This window comes from Sphaerisporangium aureirubrum, from assembly GCF_042658925.1.
Classification (GTDB): Bacteria; Actinomycetota; Actinomycetes; order Streptosporangiales; family Streptosporangiaceae; genus Sphaerisporangium; species Sphaerisporangium aureirubrum.
The window spans coordinates 91,826-112,821 of the sequence record NZ_JBHSRF010000020.1 but is presented as its reverse complement, the minus strand read 5'-3'; the positions used below and the strand labels follow the sequence as shown (position 1 = coordinate 112,821).

General features: G+C 69.6%; 17 protein-coding genes (1 of these 17 cut by a window edge). 10 read left to right on the top strand and 7 right to left on the bottom strand.

Annotated features, from left to right (window positions below; genetic code table 11):
• Positions 1-17: 17 nt before the first annotated feature.
• From ACFP1K_RS16485 to ACFP1K_RS16475, 3 genes are read right to left on the bottom strand one after another with little or no spacing between them, the layout of a single operon-like run.
• Positions 18-1,670, bottom strand: a complete 1,653-nt coding sequence (locus ACFP1K_RS16485) for an AMP-binding protein (protein WP_380753537.1) — start codon at positions 1,668-1,670, stop codon at positions 18-20.
• A complete protein-coding gene (locus tag ACFP1K_RS16480; RefSeq protein ID WP_380753534.1) occupies positions 1,667-2,266 on the bottom strand; it encodes a ferritin-like domain-containing protein in 600 nt (199 codons plus the stop codon). Before ACFP1K_RS16480 ends, ACFP1K_RS16485 begins: the two co-directional genes overlap by 4 nt.
• Positions 2,263-2,517, bottom strand: a complete 255-nt coding sequence (locus ACFP1K_RS16475) for an acyl carrier protein (RefSeq protein ID WP_380753531.1) — start codon at positions 2,515-2,517, stop codon at positions 2,263-2,265. Before ACFP1K_RS16475 ends, ACFP1K_RS16480 begins: the two co-directional genes overlap by 4 nt.
• A gap of 477 nt (positions 2,518-2,994) precedes the next feature.
• Between ACFP1K_RS16475 and hppD the strand changes: the two genes are divergently transcribed.
• The 7 genes from hppD to ACFP1K_RS16440 all read left to right on the top strand — a co-directional run bounded on the left by hppD (position 2,995) and on the right by ACFP1K_RS16440 (position 11,848).
• A complete protein-coding gene (gene hppD / locus ACFP1K_RS16470) occupies positions 2,995-4,035 on the top strand; it encodes a 4-hydroxyphenylpyruvate dioxygenase (protein ID WP_380753528.1) in 1,041 nt (346 codons plus the stop codon).
• A 17-nt stretch (positions 4,036-4,052) separates the two neighbouring features.
• Positions 4,053-5,141, top strand: a complete 1,089-nt coding sequence (locus ACFP1K_RS16465; RefSeq protein WP_380753525.1) for an alpha-hydroxy acid oxidase — start codon at positions 4,053-4,055, stop codon at positions 5,139-5,141.
• Entirely contained in the window at positions 5,135-6,466 is a 1,332-nt protein-coding gene (locus tag ACFP1K_RS16460; protein ID WP_380753522.1) for an aminotransferase-like domain-containing protein, read from the top strand. The genes ACFP1K_RS16465 and ACFP1K_RS16460 overlap by 7 nt, the downstream gene beginning before the upstream one ends.
• A 324-nt stretch (positions 6,467-6,790) precedes the next feature.
• Positions 6,791-7,810, top strand: coding sequence for a guanitoxin biosynthesis L-enduracididine beta-hydroxylase GntD (gene gntD / locus ACFP1K_RS16455; protein WP_380753519.1), 1,020 nt, complete (start codon positions 6,791-6,793; stop codon positions 7,808-7,810).
• Between the two features lie 166 nt (positions 7,811-7,976).
• Positions 7,977-9,788 carry an ABC transporter ATP-binding protein gene (locus tag ACFP1K_RS16450; protein WP_380753516.1) on the top strand — a complete coding sequence of 604 codons (1,812 nt, stop codon included), beginning with the start codon at positions 7,977-7,979 and terminating at the stop codon, positions 9,786-9,788.
• Positions 9,781-11,565, top strand: a complete 1,785-nt coding sequence (locus ACFP1K_RS16445; protein WP_380753513.1) for an ABC transporter ATP-binding protein — start codon at positions 9,781-9,783, stop codon at positions 11,563-11,565. The genes ACFP1K_RS16450 and ACFP1K_RS16445 overlap by 8 nt, the downstream gene beginning before the upstream one ends.
• 64 nt (positions 11,566-11,629) lie before the next feature.
• Positions 11,630-11,848, top strand: a complete 219-nt coding sequence (locus tag ACFP1K_RS16440) for an MbtH family protein (protein ID WP_380753511.1) — start codon at positions 11,630-11,632, stop codon at positions 11,846-11,848.
• A 74-nt stretch (positions 11,849-11,922) separates the two neighbouring features.
• Here ACFP1K_RS16440 and gntD (ACFP1K_RS16435) read toward each other — a convergent pair whose 3' ends face one another.
• Together gntD (ACFP1K_RS16435) and vioD are read right to left on the bottom strand one after the other, a co-directional pair.
• Positions 11,923-12,954, bottom strand: coding sequence for a guanitoxin biosynthesis L-enduracididine beta-hydroxylase GntD (gntD, locus tag ACFP1K_RS16435; RefSeq protein ID WP_380753508.1), 1,032 nt, complete (start codon positions 12,952-12,954; stop codon positions 11,923-11,925).
• Entirely contained in the window at positions 12,947-14,083 is a 1,137-nt protein-coding gene (gene vioD, locus ACFP1K_RS16430; RefSeq protein WP_380753505.1) for a capreomycidine synthase, read from the bottom strand. Before vioD ends, gntD (ACFP1K_RS16435) begins: the two co-directional genes overlap by 8 nt.
• 251 nt (positions 14,084-14,334) lie before the next feature.
• Between vioD and ACFP1K_RS16425 the strand changes: the two genes are divergently transcribed.
• The gene (locus ACFP1K_RS16425; RefSeq protein ID WP_380753502.1) at positions 14,335-15,516 is read left to right on the top strand and encodes a DUF418 domain-containing protein; all 1,182 of its coding nucleotides are present in this window, start codon (positions 14,335-14,337) and stop codon (positions 15,514-15,516) included.
• A gap of 54 nt (positions 15,517-15,570) precedes the next feature.
• Here ACFP1K_RS16425 and ACFP1K_RS16420 read toward each other — a convergent pair whose 3' ends face one another.
• Positions 15,571-16,005, bottom strand: coding sequence for a hypothetical protein (locus tag ACFP1K_RS16420; protein WP_380753499.1), 435 nt, complete (start codon positions 16,003-16,005; stop codon positions 15,571-15,573).
• Positions 16,006-16,179: 174 nt separating this feature from the next.
• Between ACFP1K_RS16420 and ACFP1K_RS16415 the strand changes: the two genes are divergently transcribed.
• Positions 16,180-17,007 (top strand): M55 family metallopeptidase, encoded by an 828-nt coding sequence (locus ACFP1K_RS16415; RefSeq protein ID WP_380753497.1) that lies wholly within the window; start codon positions 16,180-16,182, stop codon positions 17,005-17,007.
• 122 nt (positions 17,008-17,129) lie between these two features.
• Positions 17,130-18,656: an ArnT family glycosyltransferase gene (locus ACFP1K_RS16410; RefSeq protein ID WP_380753494.1), complete on the top strand. Its 1,527-nt coding sequence runs from the start codon at positions 17,130-17,132 to the stop codon at positions 18,654-18,656.
• 734 nt (positions 18,657-19,390) lie between these two features.
• On the opposite strand, the gene ACFP1K_RS16405 is transcribed toward ACFP1K_RS16410, so the two are convergent.
• Positions 19,391-20,996 carry the final stretch of a non-ribosomal peptide synthase/polyketide synthase gene (locus ACFP1K_RS16405; protein WP_380753491.1) on the bottom strand. Its footprint extends 26,273 nt past the window's final position, so the window shows 1,606 of its 27,879 coding nt (coding positions 26,274-27,879); the start codon falls outside the window, past its right edge — the gene reads right to left on this strand; the stop codon is at positions 19,391-19,393.

Sequence of the window (20,996 nt, the reverse complement as noted above, 5' to 3'; positions counted from 1 at the left end):
CCCGTGTCGAAGTCGACTTACCTCAGTTCGGCCAGCGTCCGCCGGTCGAGTTCCCCGCTGTCGTGGAGTGCGCGGCAGCGAGCCCGCTGCACCTTGCCGGACGTGGTGACCGGGATCGAGCCCTTGCGGACGACCCGGACCGACGTCAGGCGCGTGCCGAGGATCTCGGTCACGGTCGCGCGGAGCCTGCGGGCGAGTTCCGCCGCGTCCTCGGGTGAACCGGTCAGCGACCGGTCGCCCTCGACCACCACGGAGAACCTGTGGTCCCCCGCCGAGTCGCGGAACGCCGCGCACGCCGAGACGTGGCTCGCGCCGACGTCGTGGCCGATGGCCTCGACGTCCTCGGCGAAGATGTTGCGGCCGGCCAGCGAGATGACCTCGTTGCGGCGGCCGAGCACGTACAGCTCGCCGTCGTGCACGAAGCCCGCGTCACCGGTGTCCCACCAGTCCCCCTGCCGGGCCTCGAAGCCCTCGGCGGTCTGGTAACCGGCCAGCAGCCACTCGCCGCCGAGATGGATGGGACTCGGCTCCAGGCCCGCCTTGACCCGCACGCGGTTGCCGGGCAGCAGCGGGCCGACGGAGACGTGCCCGCCGGGGCCGCGCACCGCGCCGCGCAGCAACGGTGTGCTGCTGGCGCCGACGATGCCCTCGGCCAGGCCGTAGCTCGGGCGGGTGACCTCCCACCGCCAGCCGAGCGGGCCCGCGGTGTCCTGGAAGTCGAGCAGCGTCTGCCAGTGCAGCCGCTCCCCGCCGCTGAGCGCCATGCGCATGCGCGACAGGTCGAGCCCGTCGTCGTAGGGCACCGACGCGGCGAGCCGGTAGGCGAAGTTGGGTGCGGCCGTCATGGTGGCCTTGTACTGCGACAACATGGTCAGCCAGTTGGACGGCTTGCCCGCGAACGTGCTCGGCGCGGCGATCACCATGTTCACCCGGGCGCACAGCCCGGTCATGAACATCGCGATCAGGCCCATGTCGTGGTACAGCGGCAGCCACGACACCAGGACCTCGTGGTCGATGTCCGGGATGCCCATGCCCTGCTCGATCATCGAGAGGTGACCGGCGAGCTGGTCGCCTCTGATGACGACGCCCTTGGGGGCGCCGATGCTGCCGGAGGTGAACTGGACCAGGGCCCGGTCGGGTATCGAGATGTCCGGGACCCTGCGCCGCTCGTGGTCGGCCTCGGCGAGCGCGGCCGGGTGCAGCGCGACGGCCTTCGCCGGCAGCGGGAGCTCGGCGGGGTCGTCCGCGGAGACGAAGAACCGGCAGTCCATGGTCTCCAGCACCGGGATGAAGTTGCTCCGGTACCACTGCAGCGCCGCCGCCCGCGGCGGAGGCGGCACGGAGACGACGCAGCCGCCCGCCATCCAGACGCCCAGCACCGACAGGATGGATTCCAGCGTGTTGCCGATGGTCATGGCGACGGGTGTGCCCGGCCCGACCCCTGCCTTGCGCAACCGCTCGGAAGCGGCGGCGGCCCTCGTGGCAAGGTCGGTGTAGCTCAGACGCGTCTCCGACTGGCGGTCGACGACGGTCAGCCCGCGGCCCTCGATGGAGAACGGCCGGACGATCTCCTCCAGGGAGAGGTGGCCGCGCGGCGGCTCCGCGCTCTCCAGGAACAGATCCTCACCGGCCGTCTGCCGATCGTCGGCGCTAACTGCCGATGCCGTCATGTCGACCGGCCACCGGCCTGGGCGCCCACCGTCGCCTCCTCGGCGGTCATCTCCTCCATGGCCCGCTGGTCGGCGAGCAGCGCGCGGTCCATGATGGTCTCCACCTTGGGGTCGGCGAGCGCCCTGCGCTCCAGCTCTTCCCGGATGTAGGACACGTGCCAGGTCTCGTCCTTGACGATGCCGCGCAGCGTCCGCCGGATGATGGACGGGATCTCCTGGATGTCCAGGTGCTCCACGTACTGCGCGCAGCCGCGCCGCTCCGACACCCAGGTCAGCGCCAGCATCTCGTCGAGCGTGCGCGGGATGCCGAAGTGGTGGCCCAGACGGGTCTGATACGGCTCGTCCACCGGCATGATGTCGCCGCCGAGGTCGTGGATCGCCTTGGTCCACAGCCAGGCGTGCACCGCCTCGTCACGCAGGTGACGGGTCAGGTCGTTCTTGAGCTGCAGATTGTCGGCCAGACGGCTCAGGCGCAGGATGACCCCCGCGCCGTGCACCTCCGCCGCGCGGTACTGGTTGAGCAGCCACATGGGCTCGTGCTCATCCGGTGCCGCGTACGCCCCCGGTGTTGTGTTCTCGTACTCGTCCGTGATCACGCGTCACTCCCCTCCATGGCACCGACCAGGACCTTCGCGACGCTTCCCACCGTCTGGAAGTCCTCCATCGAATTGAAATCCAGCTGCTTCCCCGTCTCCATGTGAAGCGCGGCCAGTAGTTCGGCGGCGTCCAACGAATCCAGCCCGAGATCGTTGACCAGATGGGTGTAGGGGGAAATGTCCTTGAGCGCGATGGAACGCCCTCGGCTAATCAGCTTCGAAACGAGATCGATTGCCTGTGCCTCGGTCATGTCCCGACTTCCTCGCATAGAGAAGCAATTCAGGCACAGAGTTCCATAGCGGAGCGCCACCGGTCAAGCCGGTTTGCGGTAGGGAATGTGATATGAATCACAACGCGCCGGACAGCGTAATGAAATCCCTTTGAAAGGCGTATCCATTACCCTGCGCCAACGACGTCGAACGGGGGCTCCAGATAACGGCGACGACGTTAGCGACAATCACATCTCCCGGCGTCCTCGCGTGTCACCTGATCAACACACGATCCGCTGACCAGCGGAGATGCACCTATGGGTACCCGGAAGAGTGATTTTAAAACCACTTCGCACAAGGAGTTCGCGTGCCGGCCGACGCGCCGGACATCACACTGAAAATAAATTGAAAAGTGATCTTCATAGTCTGACGATCGCAGAGCCAGGTGGACCACAGGATGGGGGCGTAGAGTCGCGATGAGAGAAACGCCGCGCGGTGACGTGGTCGATACCGTCGAATTGAACCATGTCGAGTTCTATGTCAGTGACGCCGACGCGGTCGCCGGCGGGCTGACGACCCAATACGGCTTCCGGCCGGTGGCCCGCAGCGGGCCCGGCGAAAGCGTCCGCTCCATCGCCCTGAGGCAGGGCGGAATCACGCTGGTCGTGACCTCCGCCGCGTCCGCCGGGCATCTCGTGTCCGAATACGTGGAAACGCACGGCGACGGCGTGGCGTCCATAGCGTTGCGGGTGGACGACGCCCGGCAGGCGTTCGACCGCGCCGTGACGCGCGGCGCCCGCCCGGTCTCGGCGCCCGCGCCCCTCGGCGACGGCGGCGTCGCCGCCTCGATCCAGGCGTTCGGCGACGTGGCGCTGCGGTTCGTGCAGCTGCCTTCCGGCGCCGGCGACAACCCGGTGCCGTGGCTGCCGCCCGTGGCCGACGCCGAGGACCCGAGCACGGGCCTCCAGGTGCTCGACCACTTCGCGGTCTGCCTGCCGCCCGGCGGGGTCGACCCGCACGTCCGGTTCTTCGAGAAGGTCCTCGGCTTCACGATGATCTTCAAGGAGCGCACCGTCGCCGGAGAGCAGGTGATGGACTCCAAGGTGGTGCAGAACGCCGCCGGGGACATCACCCTCGTGCTGCTGGAGCCCGGCCACATCGGCGGCGAGCCCGGCCAGATCGACGAGTTCGTCAAGGCGAACTCCGGCCCCGGCGTGCAGCACATCGCCTTCTCCTGCGAGGACATCGTGCGCACCGCCGGCACGCTGCAGGAGCGGGGCGTCGAGTTCCTCAACCCGCCGGACAGCTACTACGAGATGGTCAGCGGCCGGGTGCCGGTGCTGCGCGAGCACACCCTGGAGGAGCTGGAGCGGCTCAACATCCTGGCCGACCAGGACCACGACGGCCTGCTGTTCCAGAGCTTCACCCGCTCGGCCACACCGCGGCGCACGTACTTCTTCGAGGTGATCGAGCGCGCGGGCGCCACGACCTTCGGCAGCGGCAACATCAAGGCGCTCTACGAGGCCGTCGAACTCGAGCAGTCGCGGCAGAAGTCCTGACCATGTCGGTGCGCCCTTTGACCATCGGTGAGGTCGAGCAGGCCGCCGAGGCCGTGCTCCCGCCGGAGACGTGGGACTTCGTCTCCGGCGGCAGCGAGGCCGAGGTGACCCTGCGCGCCAACCGGGCCGCGTTCGACCGGATCCAGCTCACCCCGCGGGTGCTGACCGGTGTCGCGGCCCCGGACACGTCGGCCCGGCTGCTCGGCACCGACACGACCCTGCCGATGGCGGTCGCGCCGATCGCGTACCACAGGCTGTACCACCCGGACGGCGAGCTGGCCGTGGCCCGCGCCGCCAAGACGCTCGGCGTCCCGCTGACGGTGGCGACCCTCAGCAGCCACCGGCTGGAGGACGTCGCGGCCGTCGGCGGCCCGCTGTGGTTCCAGCTGTACTGGCTGCGCGACCGCGGCCAGATCCTGGACCTGCTGCGCCGCGCCGAGACGCTGGACTACCGCTGCGTCATGCTCACCGTCGACTGCCCGCCGTACGGCAGGCGGCTGCGGGACGTGCGCAACGGCTTCCGGCTGCCGCACGACGTGGTGGCCGCCAACCTCGCCGACCCGCACCGGCACGTCGCGCGGGCGGGCGAGCCCGGCGCCGCGTCCGCCATCGCCTCCCACACCGACGCGATCATGCATCCGGCGCTCAGCTGGAGCGACGTCGCGTGGGTGCGGGAGAACACCCGGCTCCCGCTGGTGCTCAAGGGCGTGCTCGACCCGAGGGACGCGGTGCTGGCGGTGGAGCACGGGGCCGACGCCGTCGTGGTGTCCAACCACGGCGGCCGGCAGTTCGACGGCGCCCCGCCCGGCGTCACCGCGCTGCCCGATGTCGCGGAGGCCGTCGCCGGCCGCTGCGAGATCCTCGTGGACGGCGGCGTACGGCGCGGCACCGACGTGCTCAAGGCCATCGCCCTCGGCGCCGACGGCGTGCTGGTGGGCCGGCCCGTGATGTGGGGTCTCGCCGCCGACGGGGAACGTGGCGTGGAGACCGCCATCACGATCGTCCGCGAGGAGTTCACGAACGCCCTCGCGCTCACCGGCTGCCCCGTCCCGGCGGCGGCCCGCGACCTCCGGGTCACGCTCGCGCAGGAGGACCGTCAATGGTGATCGAAGGCTTCGAGGGCGAGCCCGGGTCCCGCCCGCCGATGGCGGACCTGCTGACCGCGGGGCTGCACGCGTCGCTGACCGACCCGGCGCTTGAGGGAATGAACCTCCTCAACGAGCTGGTGATGCGCTTCCCCGACGCCATCTCCTTCTCCGCGGGGCGTCCCTTCGAGGGATTCTTCCGCGTCGAGGACCTGCACCGGTACCTGCGCACCTACTGCGACCACCTGGAGAAGGAGCTCGGGTACACCTCCGAGCAGGTGGTGCGGACCCTGTTCCAGTACGGCAGGACCAAAGGCGTCATCCACGAGCTGATCGCGCGCAACCTGGCCGTCGACGAGGGCATCAAGGCCGACCCTGACTCCATCGTGGTCACGGTGGGCTGCCAGGAGGCCATGTACCTGGTGCTGCGGGCCCTGCGCACCGACGAGCGGGACGTGCTGCTCGCGGTGTCGCCGATGTACGTCGGCATCACCGGCGCGGCGAAGCTCGTCGACATGCCGGTGCTCGGGGTGGAGGACGGCGAGGAGCTGTCCGACCTCCAGGCCGTCGTCGACCGGGCCAGGGCCGAGGGACTGCGGCCCCGCGCGCTGTACCTGGTCCCCGACTTCTCCAACCCCTCCGGCCACACCCTCTCGGTGGCCACCCGGCACCGCCTGCTGGAGATCGCCGAGCGCGAGGACCTGCTGCTGCTGGAGGACAACCCCTACGGCCTGTTCTCGCTGGAGGACGAGCGGATGCCGACGCTCAAGTCCCTGGACACCGGTCGCCGGGTCGTGTACCTCGGATCGTTCGCCAAGACCTGCTTCCCCGGCGCCCGCGTCGGGTTCGCGGTCGCCGACCAGTACGTGTGGGACGGCCGGAGCGAGCGCGCCGAGCTGTTCGCCGACCAGCTCTCCAAGATCAAGAGCATGCTGACCGTGAACACCCCCGCGTTCGCCCAGGCGCTGGTGGCCGGCAAGCTCCTCGAATCGGGCTACAGCCTCTCCTCCGCCAACGAGGACCTGCGCCAGGTGTACAGGAACAACCTGCGGCGGCTGCTGGACGGGCTGGCGCGCCGCTTCCCGCCGGACGGCCCGTACAAGGTGACGTGGAACACCCCGGGTGGCGGGTTCTTCGTCGTGCTCGACGTGCCGTTCACCGTGACCGACGACCTCCTCGAACACTGCGCGCGGGAATACGGCGTGCTGTGGGTCCCCATGCACCATTTCTACGACGGGCGTTCCTCGACGAATCAGCTCCGGCTTTCATGCAGCGCGCTGAGCGCCGGGCAGATCGACGAGGGACTCGACCGTTTCGCCGACTTCGTGGCCGATTCAATGAATTGACTTCCCACGGGCAACGCCATTCCGGGTCCCGGCCGCCGACCTGCACGGCCGGGCTGTCAGTCGCTATTTAAGATCGCCGGGGGTGACGACGGATGAGTGCGGTGTCCGGTGCGGAAACATTATGGAAATCGATCGAACGGGAGGGTTATCCGCTGGCGCGGGTCAGGTGCCGATGCTAGCCTTTTACCAGCAAAGCGGTATTAATAACTGAGTGCCCCAATCAAGTGCCATTCTGGCCATAAACGGGGCCGGGCAGGTTAATCTCCCGGCGGTCGAGAGCCTGCTCTTTCAAATTACCGGCAGCACTCGATATCGGAGACCATCATGATGCCTGCGGACAACCCGATCCATGTGATTTCCCCCGACGAGGCGGACGCGATCGAGAACCTGACGCTGAAGCTTGCCCAGCAGTACAGCGGCCCCGAGGACGAGGAATTACTGCGTGAGCTCCCCGTCATCGCCGCGGACCTGCCGGTGGCCCAGCGCAGGTACATCCGCAACTTCGCCCTGGACGACCACCTCGGATACTGCGTCATCCGGGGGCACAAGATAGACGACGAGCGCGTCGGCGACACCCCCGGCCACTGGCGCGGGCGGCCGACGCCCTCCCCCGAGTTCGCCGAAGAGATCCTCATGCTGCTGCACGGGGCGCTCCTCGGTGAGCCGTTCGCCTGGCGCACCCAGCAGGACGGCCGGCTCGTGCACGACATCTTCCCCATCAAGGGCTACGAGACCGAGCAGATGGGCATCGGCAGCACCGAGCTGCTGACGCTGCACACCGAGGACGCCTTCCACCCCTACCGGGCGGACTTCCTCCTGCTCGGCTGCCTGCGCAACCTCCAGGGGATCGCGTCCATCGTGGCCGACATCCGGGTCGACGAGCTCTCCGAGGAGCACATCGACATCCTGATGCAGAACAGGTTCATCATCCGTCCCGACGACTCCCACCTGGCCGAGAACAACCTGACGACCGTCTCCGACGGCGCGAAGTTCAGCGAGATCGACCGGCTCAAGAAGGACGACGTCCGGGTCGCCGTGCTGTGGGGCGACCGCAACAAGCCCTACATCAGGATCGACCCGTACTTCATGGAGGTCCCCGAGGACGACCCGGAGGCGAAGGCCGCCTTCGTCGCCGCCGAGGAGATGCTGGAGCGCAGTGTCGAGGACGTCGTGCTCGAACCAGGCGACATTCTCATCATCAACAACCACCGTCTCGCGCACGGCCGGCGGGCGTTCATCGCGTCGTACGATGGCCGGGACCGGTGGCTGAAGCGGGTCAGCGTGACCACCGACTTCAGGAAGTCCCGCGCGCAGCGCGGCGCGGCGACCGCACGATTGATCTGACGCCTGGCGGAACAAGCAGATTCCCCATCTGAAAGTGCGTGAAACCGTGGAAACTACTGAGGGCGCCGCGAAAGCGAGCGCCGGCCAGGGGGGCGGGCTCCGCTCCCCCTGGCGGCTGCCGGATACGGCGCGAAGCATTCTGATCGTCCTGCGTGTCCTGCCCCAGGTGGGCAGGACACGCACCTGGGCGCTGGCGGTCTGCGTCGTGCTGGCGGCCGCCCTTCCCATCGCCATCGCGGTGACGACCGGTCTGCTCATCGGGGCCATCGTCGACGCCGTCAAGGCCGGTCCCGACTCGCCCGCGGCGGGCACGGCCGTCGGCCTGCTCGTCGCCATCGGCGCGATGGTGGTGGTCGAGCGGGCCGTCATGCCCATCATGGCGGCCTCGGCCTCCACCCTCGGGCGAGACCTGGACCGCTACCTGCAGGAACGTGTGCTGGCCGCGGTCAACAGGCCCGGCGGCATCGCCCATCTCGAGGACCCGGCGATCCAGGACGAGATCCGGATCGTGCGGGGCCTCGGCATGAGCGCCTACCGGCCGAGCCAGACCGTGGAGGCCCTGCCGACCGTCCTGGCGAACTGGCTGGGCGCCCTCGGCTCGGTCGTGGTGCTGTTCGCGTTCGAGTGGTGGCTCGGGCTGCTGTGGCTCATCGCCTGGCCGCTCGTGGTGTACCGCATGCAGAGCGACTACGCGCGGATCGGCGAGGAGGGCTACAAGCAGAGCACCGAGCTGCGCGGCGTGGAGTACACCCGCGACCTCGCGCTCACCGGCCCCGCCGCCAAGGAGATCCGGGTCTGGGGCATCAACAACTGGCTGGTCGACCGGTTCGACCGCACCTGGCGCAGCGCCATCGCGCCGGTGCGCGACGCCCGGCGCCCCCGCCCCCTCGTGGTGCTCGCCTCCAGCGGCACCATCCTGGCGCTGAACGTCGCGTCGTTCGCCCTGCTGTCGTACGGCGCCATCCGCGGGAACCTGGAGATCGGCGCCCTCGCGGTGTTCATCCAGGCCCTGCTCGGCGCCAACTCCTACGCCGTGGGCGACGAGCACTTCTACCTGTCGTACGCCTCGGTCACCGTGCCGAAGCTCCTCACCCTGGAGGAGCGCCTGTCGGCGGAGGCCACAGCCGGGGAACGCGAGCCGAAGGCGCTGTCCGCCGCGGTCTCGCCCGAGGTGCCGGAGAAGGCGATCCGGTTCGAGGGGGTGTCGTTCCACTACCCGCGCACCGAGCGGGCCGTGCTCTCGAACTTCGACCTGGAGATCACCGCGGGCCGTTCGCTGGCCATCGTCGGTGAGAACGGCGCCGGCAAGACCACCCTGGTCAAGCTGCTGAGCGGCCTGTACGAGCCGAGCGGCGGCCGCATCACCGTGGACGGCGCCGACCTCGCGACCCTGGACCCCCAGCAGTGGCGGCGCCGGGTCGCCGTGCTGTTCCAGGACTTCTCCCGCTACCACCTGCCGGTGCGCGACAACATCGGGCTCGGCGCGCCCGAGCACGCCGGCGACCTGGACATGATGCGGGCCGCCGCCGAGAAGGTCGGCGTGCTCGACGTCATCGAGGCGCTCCCCCACGGCTGGGACACCGTGCTGTCGCGCGAGTACGAGAACGGCGTCGACCTGTCCGGCGGCCAGTGGCAGCGCATCGCGCTGGCCCGCGCGCTGTTCGCGGTGGAGGCGGGTGCCCGCGTGCTGGTGCTGGACGAGCCCACGGCGGCGCTGGACGTGCGGGCCGAGGCCGACCTGTACGAGCGCTTCATCGACCTCACCGAGGGCCTGACGACCATCCTGATCTCGCACCGGTTCTCCACGGTCCGCCGCGCCGAGCGCATCATCGTGGTCCGCGACGGCCTGGTGGCCGAGGACGGCACCCACGAGGAGCTGCTGGCGCTCGGCGGCAGGTACGCCCACATGTTCAACCTGCAGGCCGGCCGCTTCCACACCGGTTCCGTGGTATCCGGCGAAGGAGCAGCAGATGCGTGACACGTTCCGCGCGTTCGCCACGACGATCGGCTTCGGGTTCCGGGCCGCGCCGTGGCACGCCGCGTTCCAGATCGTCACCGAGATCGCCCTCGGCCTGGTGGGGCCGTTCACCGGCTACAGCATGAAGCTGCTGCTCGACGCGGTGCAGGCCAAGGACCTCGACCTCGCGCTCGTCGGCGGCACCGTGCTCAGCGTCACCATCGCGGTGCTGCTGGTCGCGATGTACTACAACGCCCACTGCATCTTCACGGTGATCGAGCGCACGCAGGCGCTGGCCGACCGCAAGCTGATGACCCTCATCGGCGGCATCGACAGCCTCGCGCACCACGAGCGTCCCGAGTACCTCGACCAGATCTACCGGCTGCGCGAGGAGCGCGAGAGCCTGGCCGAGATGACCAACGCCTCGGCGGGCTTCGTCGCGGCGCTGGTCAGCTTCGCCGCGACCTCGGTGCTGCTCGCCCAGGTGCACCCGGCGCTGCTGTCGCTGGCGCTGGTGGCCGGCATCTCGATGTGGATCAGCAGCAAGGCCAACGACATCCGGGTCGAGGCCCAGGAGGAGACCAGCGAGCCCGAGCGGCTGCGGCGCCACATGTACGACATCGGCACCACGGCCGGGGCCGGCAAGGAGCTGCGGATCTTCGGCCTGACCAAGGAGATCGTCCGCCGCCACCACGAGACCTCCGACCTGGTGCTCTCGGCCCGCAACGAGGCCGACTGGCGGGCGGCCCGGCTGAAGTCGATCGACGCACTGATCAACGCCGCCGCGTTCGTCGGCGCGATCGCCCTGGTCCTGATGCTCGCGCTGAGCGGCCGGGCCACCATCGGCGACGTCGGCCTGGTCGTGACGCTGGCCGTGGAGATGGGCATGGTCGTGGCCGGCACCGTGGGCTACGGCGGCGACTTCCTGTGGACGCTGAAGCAGGCGCGCCGGTTCATCTGGCTGGAGCAGTACGCCAAGTCGGCGGTGAAGGCCACGGCCGACCCGATGCCGGCGCCGAAGCGGCTCGGGCACGGCATCGACCTGGACGCCGTGACGTTCCACTACCCCGGCACCGAGCGTCCCATTCTGGAGAACGTGTCGGCGCACCTGCCGGCGGGCGCGGTGGTCGCGCTGGTCGGCGAGAACGGCGCGGGCAAGACCACGCTGGTCAAGCTGCTGTGCGACTTCTACCAGCCGGACGGCGGGCAGATCCTGGTCGACGGCGAGGACCTCGCGCGCATCCCCACCCGGCAGTGGCACCAGCGGGTCAGCACCGCCTTCCAGGACTACGCGCAGTTCGAGTTCCAGGCCAGGGAGACCGTCGGCGTCGCCGTCACCGCGAAGATCGACGACGACGGCGCGCTGAACGGCGCGCTGGCCAGGGCGGACGCCACGTCCATCGTCGAGGCGCTGCCGCAGGGGCTCGACTCCCAGCTCGGCACCACCTGGAGCGAGGGCGTCGACCTGTCCGGCGGCCAGTGGCAGAAGCTGGCCCTGGCCCGGGGGCTGCTGCGCGAGGACCCGCTGCTCGTCGTCTTCGACGAGCCGACGGCCGCGCTGGACCCTCAGACCGAGCACGCCCTGTTCGAGCGGTTCGCCGCGGCGGCCCGCGCGGGCCACGACCAGGGCACGGTCACCCTGCTGGTCTCGCACCGCTTCTCCACCGTGCGGATGGCCGACCTGATCATCGTGCTGGAGAACGGCCGCATCCGCGAGATCGGCGACCACCAGCAGCTCATCGACCGCGGCGACCTGTACGCCGAGCTGTACGAACTCCAGTCCCGCGCATATCGCTGAACCGCCCAGTTGATCTATATATCCCGCATACCTTTTACACCGATACGTCAGAGCAGGAGAGAAAATGAACGCGTTCGACGACCCCGACGGCCGCTTCCTGGTGCTCGTCAACGACGAGGGCCAGCACTCGCTGTGGCCGTCCTTCGTGAAGGTGCCCGCCGGGTGGAGCGTCGCCCACCCCGAGGACACCCGCGAGGCGTGCCTCGACTACGTCAACCAGAACTGGACCGACATGCGTCCGAAGAGCCTGGTCGAGCGGATGAACGCCAAGGTCGAGGCGTAGTTTTCCGGGTTTTCCCGGTTCCAGCACGACGAAGGGGGCCCGCCGGTCGGCGGGCCCCCTTCGTCGTGTCCGTCCTAGTAGATGGTCCGGGAGTCGGCCGTACGCCGGGCGGCCCGCGACTTGCGCAGGTCACGGGCGACGTTGAGCCGCTTCAGCCACCTGTCGGTGCCGTCGAACCGCGCCTTGAACGCCTTGCGGCCGTGCACGGCGCGGTGGTTGTCCAGGAACAGGATGTCCCCCGCCTCCAGCACGACCCCGCCGATGGAGGCGTCGATCTCCTTGATGATCGCCTGGAGCGCGGCGGCGGCCTCGGGGTCGTCCTCCGGCACCTCCATGAAGTACGGGTCCAGCCGCAGGTACGGCTTGTCGGGGTGCCCGAACAGCATGGCGATCGGCTGGGGGTTCTCCTCCAGGCTCAAGATCCACTCGTAGCTGCGGTCCAGCAGCTTCTGCGTCTCGTGGTCGGGGGCCTGTCCCCCGGACCGGTTGTGCGGCAGGTGGGAGCGGTCGGGCCGGATGGGGAACCGCTCCTGGCGCATCACCTCGGCCAGCTCGGCGTCGATCTCGATGTCGTCCACCGACGCGCAGGTCGTCTCGATGCCCTCGTGGTTGCGCATGCACATCAGGCCGACGTAGTCGGTGCGTAGCGGGTGGAAGGCGTCCTCGGTGTGCCAGGTCAGCAGCTCCTCGCTGCCCGACCCGAGCTGCTCGTGCTTGTGCTCCTCGATCGGCATCACGTCGTGCATGAGCCGGCCGGCCTGCTGGGTGGCCCACGCGATGGGGTCGCCGAGCAGGCAGGCGCACAGGTAGAAGAAGAACTCCTCCGCCAGCGTGCTCTTGGCGCCGATGCAGTCGCGCCAGTGCGGCGGCGTGGGGCCGATCCCCGCGTCGTCGATCGGGTACCCGCTGATGACGCACACCGCGTCCGGCTCGGTCAGCCGGAAGTGGTTGAGCTGGAGCCGCAGGTCACGGGGCAGCTCGTGCGCGTAGGCGTTCGCGTTCCTGACGAACTGCGGGTCCTCCACCGTCTGGTACTCGGCGATGAGCTGGTCGGTGAGCCCCCGGATCGCCTCGACGTCCTCGGCGGACAAATTGACTTTAAACATGCTTTCCACCCCGTTGGCCGTTCTCCCGCAACGCGCGGGCCAGTGTGTCGAGCCCCCGCGCGAAGCCCTCCGACGGGCCGCCGAAGCCGAGGCGCACCCGCTCGGGATCCCCGAAGCAGACGCCCGGCACCAGCAGCACGCGGTCGCGCCGCGCGAGCTCGTGACAGAAGTCGGTCGTGTCCTCGATGCCGATCAGGCGGGGGAACGTCGTCACCCCGCCGTGCGGGTCGGGCAGATCGATCAGGTCGTCGTTGGCCTTGGCCCACTCGCGCAGCACCCCGAGGTTGCGCCGCGCCTGCTCCCGGCGGCCGGCGATCAGCGTCTCGGCGCCCCGGGCGACGTGCCCCGCGAGGAACTCGACCAGCGGCGACAGGTGCAGCGTCATGCGGTCCCGCAGGTCGAAGGTCGCGCGCAGCAGCTCCGGCGGCGCGATGACCCAGCCCACCCGCAGGCCCGGCAGGCCGTAGCCCTTGGACAACGTGCCGATCGAGATCGAGTGCGACGGGTAGTCGTGCACCGGGTCGCGCAGCGGCTCGGTCCCGTACGTCAGCTCGCGGAACGCCTGGTCCCACACCAGGTACACCCCCGCGTCCGCGGCGATGCCGACCAGCTCGTCACGCTGGTCCGCCGTGAGCGACGCCCCCGTCGGGTTGTGCGGGAAGTTCACCACGATCGCCTTGGTGCGATCGCTGAGCTTCTTGCGCAGCAACGTCAGGTCGGGCACGTACCCGTCGTCCGGGCTCAGCGGCCACGAGACCACGTCGCAGCCGAGGCTGCGGGCGATCGAGTAGTGCGTGTGATACGCGGGCTCCACCACGACGATCTCGTCACCCGGCTCCAGCAGGGTGCTCATCATCAGGTAGATGGCCTCGCTCGCCCCGTGGGTGACCATCACCCGCTCGGGATCCCCGTTTCCCCATTGGTCCGCGATGGCGGCCCGCACGTCGTCTCCCCCGAGGGTCGTGCTGTCGCACAGCAAGATCTCGTCGAAGGACGCGAGCGGGATCCCCAGCAGTTCCCGCACATCGGCGACCGAGTAGTCCTGGACACCGCTGCTGCCGATGTCGAAGTCCACGGAGAAGTAATAGCGCCGCATCCAGTCCTCGAGTGCGGCGGATTCGTACCTCATGCGCCGGCTTCCCTCCCACCGTCATTTCGTGAGCCAGCACGACAGAGTTCCTATGCGGCTCTGATATCAATGCCTTTCGGGCCGGCATGCTTCACGACCCGCCTAGGACACCTTTCGATGGTCGCAGAAAAGCCGTGGCGGCAGAAGAGAGAAAAGCTTCGCCGGCGCGGGTTTTCTCTCTTTCCGCGGGCCCGGCGCGCATAGTACGTTTCGTACTATCGGATTTCGGCCGGTAACGCAAGGGATGGCGGATGGACAGCACTATACGGACCGGCGGAACGACGTCGTCGACGGTTAAACGAATCACCGATGTCGACGGGCTGCGAGGATTCGCGGTGCTCGGCATCCTCGCGGTCAATATGCTGGATCTGGCCGACCCCGGCCGGATGGAAGGCGCGACCGCGTTCACAAGCTCACTCGACGTGGGCGTTCGTGCGTTTGTGATCGGCGCCGGGCAGTTGACCTTCCTGACGCTCTTCGCCTTCCTGTTCGGCTACTCCTTCACCCTGCAGAAGGCCGGCGCCGAGGCGGAGAACAGCAGCGTGGTCCCGCGCACGATCCGGCGCCTGGTGGCGCTCATCGCCATCGGCGCGCTGCACATGGTGTTCCTGTGGCGCGGCGACATCCTGATGCTCTGGGGCCTGCTGGGCCTGGTGCTCCTCGCCCTGAGCGGCCTGCGCCCGAAGACCGCGCTGTTCGTCTCGATAGGCGTGACCGTCCTCGGTGTCCTCTACCAGGGCTTCAACGTGCTCACCGCCGAGCCCGAGGAGCTGGCCCCCGGCCTGCTCCACGCCGACGGCCAGGCCGCCCTGGACGCCACCCGGAACGGCATCGGGGACTACGTGTCGTTCAACCTCGGCACGTTCTCCCTGGAAGACCTCTACATGTCGCCCCTCCAGGTCCCCTCGATGCTCGCCGTCTTCCTGCTCGGCTACGCCGCGGGACGGGTGCACTGGCTGGAGAACGACACCCTGCTGGACCAGTGGCTCCCGAAGATCCAGCTCATCGGCCTGGCGGTGGGCATCCCCACCGGCGTGGCCCTCGGCTACGCCGAGGCCCAGGGCGGCGACTTCACCACGATCCCCGGCCTGCTGGGCCAGATCGGCGTACCGTTCCTGATCGCCGGCATGGCCGCCACCCTGATGCGCATGTCCCGCCGCGGCAGCGGCGTCCTCCGCGTCCTGGCCCCCGCCGGCATGATGTCCCTGACCAACTACATCGTGCAGTCCGTCCTGATGTGCCTGATCTTCACCGCCTACGGCCTGGCCCTGGCCGGCCAGGTCTCCCCCCTCGGCCTGCTGGGCATCACGATCGTCATCTGCGCCGCCCAGGTCGCCTACAGCAAGTGGTGGGTGAGCCACTACCGCTACGGCCCCCTGGAATGGCTCCTCCGCTTCGCCACCTACGGCCGCCCCCCGGCGATGCGCCGCTGACCGCGCAGGCAGGGCCGGCCACCTCGCCGAGCGAGGCGGCCGGCCCGTTCCGCGTCAGGCCGGGATCTGCTTCTCGTTCCAGGTGTAGTAGATGTAGGTGCTGCCGGGGCCGGTCATCGTGCCGTAGACCTGCCAGAAGCTGATGGCGCCCGGCGAGTAGCGGAAGACCTTGTCCCCGGGCCGGTCGTCCACGAACACGCTCGTGGACCCGTCGGAGTGCCTGATCCGTGCCTCGATCGTGAACGTCGAGGTGTCCGGGATATCAAGGCAGACCTCCCACGTGGACGCCGACGGGCCGGAGATGTTGTAGCTGCGACCGTCCACCCCCGGCCGCTGGACGTTGGTGGGGACATAGCTGGTCAGAGTCCGGGTGTACCCACCCGTGGAGCAGTCGACCGCGGAGGTGGCCGCGGACGCGGGACCGATGCCGGTGAGCGTGGCGCCGAGGACGCCGGCGACGACGGCGAGAACGGGGATGGTGCGGTTCATACCTCTCCTCATCCGTGAAGTGCCCCTCCAACACAAGTAGTTGAAGGCTGAACTGATCATGACTCGGATGCCGTATCCGGACAAGTTCGGGTAAGAGTCCGTGGACGGTCGCCGTCAACGGCACCGCCACGACCAGGCCTTCTCGCCGATGGAAGCGCGTAGGCTCCCTGAAACATGAAGGTTCTGATTTCGGTCGACATGGAAGGCGTCTCGGGGATCGTGCATCCCAGCGAGACGAACCCGGATCGATACGACTACGAACGCGGCCGGGCCCTGATGACGGCCGAGGCGAACGCCGTGGTCGCGGGTGTCCTGGACGCCGAACCCACCGCGACGGTCTGGGTCGCGGACGCGCACGGGCCGTTCCGCAACATGCTTCCGGAGGAGCTGGACCGGCGCGCTCACCTGGTGCGCGGCAAGCCGCGTCCACTCGGCATGCTCGGAGGACTCGACGAGCGCACCGACGCGGTCCTGCTCATCGGCTACCACACTCGTGCCGGTGGCGGGCCCGCCGTACTGGCGCACACCATGAGCGACGCCATCCTCGACGTGCGCGTGGCCGGCCGTTCCTTCGGCGAGATCGGTCTCAACGCCGCCATGGCCGGCCATCTGGGCGTCCCGGTCGTGCTGCTCAGCGGCGACGACAACGCCTGCGCCGAACTGCGGGACCTGGTGCCCTCGGCCACCACCGTCGCGGTCAAGCAGGCCCTCGGCCAGGCCGCCGCCGTCGCCCTGCATCCGGAGGTGGCCCGGGAGCGGCTCCGCCAGGCGGCGGCCGACGCCGTCAGGCGGCGCGCACAGGTTTCGCCACTGACCATCACCGGGCCGCTCGACGTCGAGGTCGACATCTACAGCCCGGTCACGGTCGATCTGGCGACCCTCATCCCGGGTGTCTCACGGGCCGAAGGCAGCCGTACGGTCACCTTCACCGCCACCGACTTCGCCGACGCCTATGGCCTCGTCCTGCTGCTCGTGCAGCTCGCCACCATCAAACCCGGCTAGGCCACGACCGGTCGCGCGCCGCCAGCTCGGCGCAGGCGGGTGTGGTAACCGGCGAACAGCACCGCGTCGGTGCGCTCGTCGAGTCCGCCGAGCATGCCCAGCGGCGGATGTAGCTTTTGTGCATGGGTACCTCCACGGTGCCCGCCGAGGCGGCGGACACGGCGGGCGACGCGGTCGCGCCGGTGCCCTGGCGGGTGGTGCTGGGCATCGCGGGGGCGCTGGGCGCGGTGCTGGTGGCCGTCAGCGCGCGGTACGGCTTCCACGGGGACGAGCTGTACTTCCTGGTCGCCGGGCGGCACCTGGACTGGGGGTATCCCGACCAGCCGCCGCTGGTTCCGCTGATCATGCGCGGGGTCACCGAGGTGTTCGGTCCGTCGATCGTGGCGGTGCGGGTCGTGGCGGCGGCGGTCGCGGCGGCCGGGGTGGTGGTCGCCGCGCTGACCGCCCGGGAGATGGGCGGCACGCGGCGGGCACAGGTGCTGACCGCCGGGGCGTACGCGGTCTGCCCCTTCACGGTCGCGAACGGGCACACCCTGTACACCTCCTCCGTCGACCTGTTCGTCACCACGACGCTGGTGTGGGTGGTGATCCGCTGGGTGCGCACCCGCGACCACCGGCTGCTCCTGGCCGCCGGGGCGATCGCGGGCGTGGCGTCGCAGGTCAAGTACCTGGTGGTGATCGTCCTGCTCGCCATCGTGGCCGGGATCGTGATCAGCGGCCCGCGTGAGGTGTTCCGCCGCCCGGTGCTCTACGCCGGGACGGCGGTCGCGGTGGCCGCGGCCGTGCCCGGGTTCGTCTGGCAGTACTCGAACGGGTGGCCGCAGCTGGCGATGGCGCGGGCGATCGCCGCCGACGACGTCTACGGTGGGCCCGCCGGCTTCCTGGTGAACGAGTTCCTGATGACGGGGATCGTGCTGTCGGTTCTGGCCGTATGGGGAGTGTGGGGGCTGCTGCGCTCGCCGGAGTTACGCCCCTTCCGGTTCCTCGCGTTGGCGTTCCTCCTGCTGACCGTGTTCTTCATGGCCACCGGCGGCAAACCGTACTATCTCGCCGGGCTGTGGGCGGCGATGTGGGCGGCCGGCGCGGTGTGGGCCGAGCGGCGCCAGGGCCGGTCACGGTGGGGCTGGGTGACGTCGGCGCCGGTGTTCCTGGTCACCGCGACCGTCTCCGTGCTGATGACCCTGCCGGTCTACCCGGTGGACACGCTGGCCCGCACCCCGCAGCCGTTGCTCAACCCCGAAGGCGCCGAGACGGTCGGCTGGCCCCGCCTGACCGCCCAGGTGGCCCGCGTCTACCGGAGCCTTCCCCCCGCCGAGCGGGCCCGCACGACGATCCTCGCCGCCGACTACAGCCTGGCCGGCGCACTGGACCTGTACGGCCGCCCCCTCGGCCTGCCCACCGTCCACAGTGCCCACACCGGTTTCTGGTACTTCGGCCGCCCGGCCACCGACGGCGGCACCACCATCGCCGTCGGTTTCGACAAGGACGACATCGACTGGGTCTGGACCCGGACCACCCACGCCGCCACCCTGGACAACGGCGTCGGCCTGAACAACCGCGCCCAGGGCCGCCCGGTGTGGATCTGCCGAGGCCAGCGGTACCCCTGGAGCGTACTGTGGCCGCGGTTCAAGTCCCCGCTCGACTCCTGACCAGCCGGTTCCCACCGCCCTCATATGAGGCCAGGACCACGGCGCACGGCCCCGGACTCACGTTCCACTCCCTGAGACCCCGGCCACTTACCCTCGCTCACCTGCGCACAGGAAACCGGTGACGCGGGGCGGGCAATGCCCGACAACCCCGATGACCGACAACGGGTGGGCCACTACCACGCCGACCCCCACAGGGCTTCGACACCGGGAACACTCCACGCTCCCCGCAGACCCCAGCCACGACGGCCCCAAAGCCCCCACCTCACGCCAAACTCCACAGCCACGCAAACACCAAGAGGACTCACCACCACGGTGTGGTTCACCAACTCGATGCGGGTTGCGGAACCCCAGCCACTTACCCGCGCTCACCTGCGCACAGGAAACCGGTGACGCGGGGCGGGCAATGCCCGACAACCCCGATGACCGACAACGGGTGGGCCACTACCACGCCGACCCCCATAGGGCTTCGACACCGGGAACACTCCACGCTCCCCACAGACCCCAGCCACGACGCGGGGCGGGCAATGCTCGACAACCCCGATGACCGACAACGGGTGGGCCACTACCACGCCGACCCCCATAGGTTTCGACGTCTCGTGACGCCCATGTCCCTGAAGACCACAGCCACGACGGAGGTGGCAATGGTTGCGGTGAGGGTTGGCGGGAGTGGGAGTCAGTGGAGCCCATCCTTCGGACGGTGGGTGGGTGCCGTCCGAAGGATGGGGGGCGGGCTGTCAGTCGGTGGGTTCGTTGAGGCAGTGGGTGATGAGTTCGGTGAGGATCTCGAGGTAGCGGGTGGCCACGCGGGTGATGGTGTCGGAGTGGTGGAGGGCGGTGCTGTGGTTCCATTCGAAGACCATGCCGCCGTCGCCGTCCTGGGACGCCTCGATCTGGAGCATGTGGGCCCTGGACTGGTCGCCGGCCAGGCTGGGGCCGCAGAGGTCGCCGGGGAGTTCGTCGGCCAGCAGGCCGACGGCGTCGTCCTCCACGGCGTCGAAACCGCCGAGGTAGTTGTAGCTGACCACGGCGCCGGGGAGGTCGCGCAGGGCCTGGACGCGGTCGTCCGCGGGGTCCGCGAGGTGGCGGAGGGCGCCGTAGCCCACTCCGTGGCGGGGGACGGCGCGCAGGTGGTCGCGGACCGAGGTGATCAGGTGGGCGGGATCGCCGGGGGTGCCGGTGGTCAGGGCCACCGGGTAGACCGAGGTGAACCAGCCCACGGTGCGGGTGAGGTCGAGGTCGTCGGCGATGTCCTCGCGGCCGTGGTTCTCCAGGTCGATGGTGACCTTGCCGGTGCCCGCCCATTCGCCGAGGGTCCGGACGAAGGCGGCGAGCAGGAGCTCGACGGTCTGCGTGCCGTACGCCCGGTTGGCGCGGGTGAGCAGGGCCGCCGTGGCCTCCGGGGGAAGGGTGACCTCGACGACGTCGGTGGTCGCCTCGGTGTTGCCGCCGCCGGGGACGTCGACCGGAAGGTCGAAGCCGGAGGCCAGCTCCTCGGTCCAGTACGGGAGTTCGGCCTTGACCTCGGGCGACTCGGCGTACTCGGCGAGCACTTCGCCCCAGCGCTGGAACGAGGTGGTCTTGGGTGCCAGGGCGCCCTCGGCCGTGCCGGTGGCGGCGATGGCCTGGTACGCCAGGTCCAGGTCCTCCAGCAGGACGTTCCACGACACCATGTCCATCACCAGGTGATGCGCGATGATGCCGAACCACGCGGGCTCGTCGCCCCGGTCGAAGTACACGGCCTGGACGACCGGTCCGTCGGCCAGGCTCAGCGCGGCCTGCGCGGCGGTCATCCGCTCGGTGACCAGTTCCTCCAGACGTGCCCGGTCCACGCCGGTCGCGTCGTACTCGGAGAACACCTGGGCGTCCTCGCGCGGGGCGTTGTGCTGCGACCAGACCCCGGTCCCGGCGTCGCGGACGAAACGCATCCGCAGCGCGTCGTGGTGGTCCAGCATCGCGGCGAACGCCGCGGCGAGGGTCCGCGGGTCGGCGCCGGGGGCCAGTTCGAACAGGCCGGACCAGTTCCAGTGGTCGCGGTCGGCGATGTCGTGCCCGGCCCACCAGTGCTGGATCGGGGTGAGCGGCACCGAGCCGGAGATCTGGCCCTGCTCGGCCTCGACGGCCGTCGCGCCCTGTTCCACCACGGGCGCCAGTTCGCCGATGGTCTGGTGGGTGAAGATGTCGGCGACCTTCAGCTTCAGCCCGGCCGCCTTGGCCTTGGCCACGATCTGGAGGCTGAGGATCGAGTCGCCGCCCATCTCGAAGAAGTTGTCGGTGAGGCCGATCCGCTCCAGCCCGAGCACCTGCGCCCAGACCTCGGCGAGCGCCACCTCGACCTCGGTG